Source organism: Prevotella sp. HMSC073D09 (genome assembly GCF_001814145.1).
In the GTDB taxonomy this organism is placed as follows: Bacteria; Bacteroidota; Bacteroidia; order Bacteroidales; family Bacteroidaceae; genus Prevotella; species Prevotella conceptionensis.
Genome location: NZ_KV815060.1, coordinates 11,027 through 18,914, shown reverse-complemented (window position 1 = coordinate 18,914; position 7,888 = coordinate 11,027). Strand labels below are relative to the sequence as shown.

The following is a 7,888-nucleotide window of genomic DNA, read 5'->3' as shown; positions in this document are numbered from 1 at the left end:
CCCAAAGCTCCGTGTTGGCGATTTCCAATTCTCGTCATGGCAATGTCCGAGCAAGCTCGGTGTTGTTCATTCGGTTTAACGAAAAACATTGGTTTAATGACATCAATAAAGAATAATAATGTCGCGAAAATGGAAATAAACGATTAATTAATGTTATATACCTAATAGTTTTACCAACAAGGGCTTGCATTTTTAAAATATTTATCGTAACTTTGTAACGTGTTTTTCATGGTATTAGATTATTAAGGTTATAAAGATTGATTGTCGTGAGACAATCAATCTTTTTTATTGGCCGTACAAATGAGGTTTTAATGGTAGGGCAGTGTGTTCTTACTTGTTCTTTCTTCTTTCGCGTTGTGCTTACACGTTTGCGCATTCGCCTGTATCTTGTGCAAGCGCATGGCGTTGTTTGTCAAGCCTTTTGCGTGTTGAAGCAAAAAGTGATTGTTTTCCTTGTGCGTACCTATAATTTGAAGTAACTTTGCAAGTCTAAGTGTGTATGTTGTTAATACGAACACGGCCCACCGTGCCTGCATGCGCACTTAAAAGCAAGATTTAAACATAAATAGACAATGGTTTTAAATAAGAAAAGGAGATGGCATTGCCTGTCTGGACAAGAACCAACCGACTTGGACAAGCAAGTGATGTATTGGGAAAGCAAGGGAAAGCTGGTGCCAACTCGCGAACTGATAAAAACACCTGAACAAATAGAAGGCATCAGACGTAGTGGCGTAGTCAACACGGGCGTGCTAGACGAGGTGGCCAAGCACATACATGCAGGCATGAACACCTTGGAAATAGACAAGATATGCTACGACTATTGCACCCGTCATGGCGCTATACCTGCTTGTCTAAATTACGAGGGCTTTCCAAAAAGCGTTTGTACAAGCATCAACGAGGTGGTTTGTCACGGCATACCCAAGAAAGAAGACGTGCTGAAAGAGGGCGACATCATTAATGTAGACTTCACAACCATACTCGACGGCTACTATGCAGATGCCTCGCGCATGTTCATCATCGGCAAAACAACACCCGAAAAAGAACAGCTGGTGCGCGTTGCAAAGGAATGTTTGGAGATTGGAGCAGAAGCAGCCAAGCCCTATGGCTTTGTTGGCGACATCGGACACGCCATCTCTAAGCACGCGGACAAGTATCATTACGGTGTGGTTCGCGACTTGTGCGGGCATGGAGTGGGCTTGAAGTTCCACGAAGAGCCAGAGGTTGCGCACTTCGGACGTAGAGGACAGGGCATGTTGCTCGTTCCCGGCATGGTGTTTACCATCGAACCCATGATTAATATGGGTACATGGAAGGTGTTTATAGATGCCGATGACGAGTACGGATGGGAAGTAATAACGGGCGACGAGCTGCCTAGCGCGCAGTGGGAGCATACTTTCTTGATGACCGAACATGGCGTTGAGATATTGACAAGGTAGTGATAAAGGATGAATAACGAAAAGGATATATATATATTAGGTATAGAGAGCAGTTGCGATGACACGTCGGCGGCTGTTCTTCGCAACGACGTGTTGCTGAGTAACGTCACCTCTTCGCAGGCCGTTCACCAAAGTTATGGGGGCGTTGTGCCCGAATTAGCATCGCGTGCGCATCAGCAAAATATCGTACCAGTTGTAGACCAAGCTTTGAAAAAGGCTGGTATCGAGAAAGAACAGCTATCGGCTGTGGCCTTCACTCGTGGGCCAGGGCTAATGGGTTCGTTGCTTGTTGGCGTTAGTTTCGCCAAAGGTTTCGCACGCGCTTTGGGCATTCCTTTGGTGGATGTGAACCATTTGCAGGGGCATGTGCTGGCCCATTTCATTCAAGAACCCGACATGCAAAACGCCATTCCGCCCTTCCCTTTCCTCTGTTTGTTGGTTAGTGGCGGCAATTCGCAAATCGTAAAGGTGAACGCCTACAACGATATTGAGGTGTTGGGACAAACAATCGACGATGCGGCTGGCGAGGCTATCGACAAGTGTTCGAAAGTAATGGGGCTGGGTTATCCTGGTGGACCCATCATCGACAAGTTGGCTAGGCAGGGCAATCCCGCAGCGTTTAAGTTTGCCGAACCGCATATTCCTGGGTTGGATTATAGTTTCTCAGGGTTGAAAACCTCGTTCCTGTACAGCTTGCAGAAATGGGTTAAAGACGACCCGAACTTCATTGAGAACCACAAGGAAGACCTTGCGGCAAGCTTGGAGTTTACCATTGTAGACATCTTGATGAAGAAATTGCGGCTGGCCGTGAAACAAACGGGTATCACGCACGTGGCCGTTGCGGGCGGCGTGTCGGCAAATAGCGGACTGCGCAACGCCTTCCACGAGGCAGCAGAGAAAGAAGGGTGGACCATTTACATACCCAAATTCAGCTATACCACCGACAATGCCGCCATGATTGGCATAACGGGATATTTCAAATACCTAGATAAGGTGTTTTGTTCGATAGACAAACCCGCTTTCTCGAAGGTTACTTTCGAGTAAGCATAAACAATATAATGGAATGGAACTAGAAACAAAAGTGCTTAGTAGAGAACTGCAACAACGCATGTACGACAATGGCTTGACCATCGGAACAGCCGAAAGTTGCACGGGCGGTAGGGTGGCCGAGGCTGTTATTGCCACGCCAGGAGCATCGAAATATTTCAAGGGTGGCGTGATATGTTACAGCAACGAGGTGAAAGAAAACCTCTTGGGCGTAAGTGCACAGGTGCTAGCCGAGAAGTCGGCCGTGAGCGAAGAGGTTGCCGTACAGATGGTTAAGGGCGCATGCGAAACGCTTAAAACCGACTATGCGATGGCCGTTACGGGTTATGCCGGGCCTGTTGCAGGCGATAACGACGGCGTACCCGTTGGCACGATATGGGTTGCTTGCGGCACGAAAGAAAAAACTTTGACTCTTAAATTGAACGAAGACTTCGGTCGCGACATCAACTTGGCCATTGCAACGAACCGTGCTCTGCGCTTAATGCTCAACTTTTTGGAGCAGGAGAAGGGTACAACGGAAGAGTAAAACCGCATAATGGCGTTGGCCGTTCAAAGTTAGCAAGGTTGGGTAACTCTTAGATAAGAGTGGCTCAAAGCCTGCTTTTTCGGCCACAATATAAACAAGGCGAACACCTAAAATGCACACTTTGGCCTATGGCCGAGGCACATTGAGGCGTTCGCCTTGTTTTGTTTATTATGCAGAAAGGGGAGTAGTTGCATGTCATAACCCCATCAATGAATGCGAAAATGATGCCCATATTTGATAAAAGTACGCGCGAATGGCGGTATAATACCACAAAAAACATAAAATCTTTGATAATTAATTGATTTAGTTAGGTATTTAGAAGAAAAATTCGTAATTTTGCAACCTGTTTGGAGTAAGTATCAAAAAAGAAAACAAAAAAAAGATAGCAATGTCGAAGATTTGTCAGATTACAGGTAAAAAGGCAATGGTTGGCAACAACGTGTCTCACTCGAAGCATCGCACAAAGCGCAGTTTCGACGTGAACTTGTTCAGCAAGAAGTTCTACTATGTGGAAGAAGGTTGCTGGATTAGCTTGAAAATCAGTGCCGCAGGTTTGCGCCTTATCAATAAAGTGGGTCTTGACGCAGCGCTTAAGCAAGCTGTTTCTAAGGGCTTCTGTGATTGGAAAGACATTAAAGTTATAGGAGAATAATTATCATGGCAAAGAAAGCTAAGGGTAATAGAGTACAGGTTGTTCTGGAATGCACGGAAATGAAGAACAGCGGCTTGCCTGGAACGAGCCGTTACGTTACCACCAAGAACAGGAAGAACACGCCTGAACGTATGGAACTAATGAAGTATAATCCAATCATGAAGAAGATGACGCTTCATAAGGAGATTAAATAACGCTTAATTATAGAAGACAATGGCAAAGAAAGTAGTTGCAACCCTTCGTGACGGTTCAAAGGACGGACGTGCTTATACCAAGGTTATCAAAATGGTTAAGAGTCCGAAAACCGGCGCATACATCTTCGATGAGAAGATGGTTCCTAACGAAGCAGTAAAGGACTTTTTCAAGAATTAAACCGCTTTCGACATACGTTGAAAGTATCGCATCATATAAAAGGGAGAACGTTTTGGCGTTCTCCCTTTTTTGATGGGGTGGGGTAGGCAGCCCTAATTCATTCTTGTTGGGCATGCAAGGCTGAATAAGCACCTCCTTAATAGGGTTAGGGCTTACCCTCCAAACTCATTCTTGTTTGATTGTTACGCATGCCCTGCATCTGATTTCCGTTGTTTCTGGTATGCGCTTAGATGGGATGAAACAGCTTCCTAAGTGCCTGGAATAAGAAGGAGAGCAGGCTTGGGTAAGCGTTTTTCAAGCGTGATAAGCACATCTGGTTTCAGTTTAAGGTTTGTTTTTCATGTAGGAAGTTATCAAAAGCGGTGTTCAGTAATCGCCATAAATTCGCCCCCACAAGCATCATATCGGCGTTTGTGGGGGCGTAGTTGTTACGGGTGTGGGGGCTAGTTTGTCTTAACAGCCACCACACTTGTTAGGTCGGGGTCGAGATAAAAGGTTTGTTTATACGGCTTTTTCTCGCCCTTCTCGTCTTTTGTTTCGAGTGTTACGCGAATCATAAGCAAAGTCTTGGTGTTGGTAGGACGTTGCCCAAACTTGGTATCGGGCTTATACAAGCCACCATTTTTTACGTCGGCTTGCAACGCATTTATGGTGGAGTTGTCCACACGGTCGGTAGAATCTAGTTTACCAACATCAGTAATCGACACCGACGACAGCTGTGCATGCTCGTCGATAAAGCTTTCAACCAGCTTTTTGGCCGAATGACGTTTGCCGCAACTAACACTGGCGAGGGCTAAAAAGCCCGCGGCAAGAAACAAAAAGACGCGTTTATTCTTCATTATTATTTAGCTGGAACGTTTTTGAGAATATCTAGCAAGTGGTCCCAAACCGTTTGTACGGTGGGGATGAGCAGGCGTTCGTCGGGCGTATGCACATCGCGCAAGGTTGGTCCGAACGAAACCATGTCCATGCCAGGATAGCTTGTGGCAAACTGTCCGCACTCCAATCCGGCGTGAATACCACGCACGATGGGTTCTTTATTAAACAGGCGCTTGTACGATTCGATGGCCACCTTGGTTAGTTCGCTATTCGGGTTCATCTGCCAAGCGGGGTAGCCGTCGGTTTGTTCCACTTCGGCACCAGCCAATTTCAACACGGCACCAACGGCGTTGCATTGGTTGGTGAGGTTGCTCATCACGTTACTGCGTTGCGAGGCAAGCAGGTCTACCATGTTGTCGGTGGTTTTCACAACAGCGATGTTGCTCGAAGTTTCCACCATTCCGCCCAAAGCCGGGTCTTGGCAAATGGCAAACACGCCATTGGTTATGCCCTGCAAAGCCATGATAATGCGGCGGCTAACGTCGACAGGCATCACCTTTTCTGCATTGGCACTTTCCATAGCAAACTCCATTGCGGTATCGGTAACGTGAAATTCGTCTGCCACTTCATGTGCAAAGACGTTCCAATCGGCGCGCACATTCTCCTTCACTTCGTTAGGTACGGCCATCACAACGCGTCCGTCGCGAGGTATGGCATTGTGCAACTTGCCCGAATTGAAACTGGCCAAGCGCACATCGTACTTTTCTTGCTCCAAGTAAACAAATCGAGTAAGCAGCTTAATGGCGTTGGCGCGTTTCTTGTTAATGTCGTCGCCAGAGTGTCCGCCCGTAAGTCCTTTTACCGAAATCTGCAAGAAGAAATAGCCTTTGGGAGCCTCTTCTTTTTCAAAATGGAATACGGCATGCGTGCTGCGACCGCCTGCACACGATACGAAAATCTCCCCTTCGTCTTCCGAGTCGAGGTTGATGAGCCAATCGCCTGTCATAAATCCGGGCTCCATACCCGATGCGCCAGTCATTTGTGTTTCTTCGTCGCTGGTGAAAACGCATTCCAATGGGCCGTGTTCTATGTCGTTACTTTCGAGTACGGCCAGTTGCATGGCCACGCCAATGCCATCGTCGGCGCCAAGTGTCGTACCCTTAGCCTTCATCCAATCGCCGTCTATATAAGTCTGAATGGCATCCGTGTTAAAGTCAAATTCTACGTCAACCAGCTTGTCGCACACCATATCAGTATGGCTTTGCAGTATAACCACCTTTCTGTTTTCGTAGCCAGGTGTGGCAGGTTTACGTATAATTACGTTGTTCACAGCATCAACTTTTACGTCTAATCCGTGTTTTTTTGCGAACTCTTTAAGGTATTCAACCATTTTCTCCTCGTGTTTAGAGGGGCGTGGTATTTGATTGATTTGTTTGAACTGGTCGAAGACACAGCTCGGAGATAAATTACTTTTATTCATATTTTGGTTTCTTTTTGAGTGATTTCGTAAATTATTAATTATCTTTGCAGCGTTTGAACACGGCATTTATCGATTGCAAAAATAAACAAAATGACAGAAACTTTGGCTTTATCCCTGTTAATAATTGCTATTGCGGTGGCATTATTATGTGTAAAGATGATTTTCAGAAAGAACGGAACGTTCTCTTCGCAACATATTCACGACAACCCTGGCCTAAGAAAGCAGGGCATACATTGCGTGATAGACCAAGATAAGGAGGCTAGAAAAGCGGCACCAACAGCCGTGAACGAGCGCAGTGGCAATGCTGCAAGAAACGTTGAAACCGCCTTTTAACCATTGGCACAAGAGAAAGTGCTTAGTAAAAAGAAACAACAACAAAAATATAATTAAATGAACAAGAAGAACATTTTTGGTACGTTGGCACTGGCTGCAATGACCACGCTGGCTTTTACTTCCTGCAACAAACAGAACTCGCAGGCCGAAAACAAGAGCGACTCGAACACTAAGGCTGCTCCCAACAGCATGAAAATTGCGTATGTGGAGGTTGACTCTATCATGAGCCAATACAAATTCTGCAAGGATTATTCGCTCATTTTGCAAAAGAAGGGCCAAAACATCCAAAGCACATTGGCCTCTAAGCAGCAGGCTTTGCAGGCAGCAGCAGCCAACTTCCAGCAAAAGGTACAACAAAACGCTTATACGCGCGAGCAGGCCGAAGCTATTCAGGCAGGACTGCAAAAGCAGAGCGCAGACCTGCAAGGGCTGAACCAACGATTGAGCAACGAGTTCCAAGTAGAAACCGAAAAGTATAATGCTGCTCTTCGTGATAGTCTTCGCCACTTCCTTAACGAATACAATAAGGATAAGAAGTACAGCTTAATATTGAGCAAGGCAGGCGACAACCTGCTATATGCAGACAAGGCTTTCGACATCACCAACGATGTTGTTGCAGGTCTGAACAAGGCCTACAAGCCTATTAAGGCTGCCGAAACGACCAAAAAATAAGCCAAAGAACTCTGTTGCGCATTGTTTCTAGCCCGTTTCAGTTGGCATTCCTTACAGGTCTAAACCCTGTGCTGGGTGCATGTTGCGCCATGAAACGATATAGAACACGATGACGAAGGCTTATTAATTTCGATTTTAAGTATTTCATAACTTATAACGCCCCAATGGTTTTATACTGTTGGGGCGTTTGTGGATGGGTACGTTAACAACTCAAAACTCACCAACTCAAAAACTTAAATTTCTGCTTTTTGTTTTTACAATGCCGTTCTAATTTTTACTCTGTTCTAGCGAAAATATAGGCTAAAAAGTAGGTAAATAGCCACTATTTCTTGCCTTTCACGCCTCTTGCTTTGTCTGTTTTTAAGAACAAAACTTGCATTTTGCACCATTTTGCCTTTCTAGTTTGGTTGCCAACCCATGATTTTTGAAGTCCAATTACGCACTTTTAGCCCCTAAAACCCCACTTTTTAACGGCTATTTTGCCCTTTTGAACCATGTGTTTCATGGTTCTACAAGGTTTTGTTTATACCATTGCGGTGGATATTTATGCT

Annotated in this window: 10 protein-coding genes; 8 read left to right on the top strand and 2 right to left on the bottom strand. The window is 45.6% G+C overall.

The genetic code is table 11. From position 1 onward, the window contains the following. Window positions 1–572: 572 nt before the first annotated feature. The 6 genes from map to HMPREF2955_RS14955 all read left to right on the top strand — a co-directional run bounded on the left by map (window position 573) and on the right by HMPREF2955_RS14955 (window position 4,033). Window positions 573–1,436 carry a type I methionyl aminopeptidase gene (map, locus tag HMPREF2955_RS03660; protein WP_070721106.1) on the top strand — a complete coding sequence of 288 codons (864 nt, stop codon included), beginning with the start codon at window positions 573–575 and terminating at the stop codon, window positions 1,434–1,436. 9 nt (window positions 1,437–1,445) lie between these two features. Next, a complete protein-coding gene (gene tsaD / locus HMPREF2955_RS03655) occupies window positions 1,446–2,480 on the top strand; it encodes a tRNA (adenosine(37)-N6)-threonylcarbamoyltransferase complex transferase subunit TsaD (protein ID WP_070721104.1) in 1,035 nt (344 codons plus the stop codon). A gap of 19 nt (window positions 2,481–2,499) precedes the next feature. Further along, complete coding sequence (locus HMPREF2955_RS03650; protein WP_070721101.1) at window positions 2,500–3,009, top strand: CinA family protein; 510 nt, start codon at window positions 2,500–2,502, stop codon at window positions 3,007–3,009. A gap of 388 nt (window positions 3,010–3,397) precedes the next feature. Next, window positions 3,398–3,661 (top strand): 50S ribosomal protein L28, encoded by a 264-nt coding sequence (gene rpmB, locus HMPREF2955_RS03645; protein ID WP_009230036.1) that lies wholly within the window; start codon window positions 3,398–3,400, stop codon window positions 3,659–3,661. Window positions 3,662–3,666: 5 nt separating this feature from the next. Beyond that, window positions 3,667–3,855 carry a 50S ribosomal protein L33 gene (gene rpmG / locus HMPREF2955_RS03640; RefSeq protein WP_019187133.1) on the top strand — a complete coding sequence of 63 codons (189 nt, stop codon included), beginning with the start codon at window positions 3,667–3,669 and terminating at the stop codon, window positions 3,853–3,855. Window positions 3,856–3,874: 19 nt separating this feature from the next. Further along, window positions 3,875–4,033, top strand: coding sequence for a DUF4295 domain-containing protein (locus HMPREF2955_RS14955; RefSeq protein WP_009230034.1), 159 nt, complete (start codon window positions 3,875–3,877; stop codon window positions 4,031–4,033). 443 nt (window positions 4,034–4,476) lie between these two features. Here the strand turns inward: HMPREF2955_RS14955 and HMPREF2955_RS03635 are convergent, their stop codons facing one another. Next, entirely contained in the window at window positions 4,477–4,872 is a 396-nt protein-coding gene (locus HMPREF2955_RS03635) for a hypothetical protein (RefSeq protein ID WP_070721098.1), read from the bottom strand. 2 nt (window positions 4,873–4,874) lie between these two features. After that, the gene (locus HMPREF2955_RS03630) at window positions 4,875–6,332 is read right to left on the bottom strand and encodes an aminoacyl-histidine dipeptidase (protein ID WP_070721097.1); all 1,458 of its coding nucleotides are present in this window, start codon (window positions 6,330–6,332) and stop codon (window positions 4,875–4,877) included. Between the two features lie 90 nt (window positions 6,333–6,422). Between HMPREF2955_RS03630 and HMPREF2955_RS03625 the strand changes: the two genes are divergently transcribed. Both HMPREF2955_RS03625 and HMPREF2955_RS03620 read left to right on the top strand, forming a co-directional pair. Continuing rightward, window positions 6,423–6,665, top strand: coding sequence for a hypothetical protein (locus HMPREF2955_RS03625; protein WP_070721094.1), 243 nt, complete (start codon window positions 6,423–6,425; stop codon window positions 6,663–6,665). Window positions 6,666–6,722: 57 nt separating this feature from the next. Beyond that, window positions 6,723–7,337, top strand: coding sequence for an OmpH/Skp family outer membrane protein (locus tag HMPREF2955_RS03620; protein ID WP_070721093.1), 615 nt, complete (start codon window positions 6,723–6,725; stop codon window positions 7,335–7,337). Window positions 7,338–7,888 lie beyond the last annotated feature (551 nt).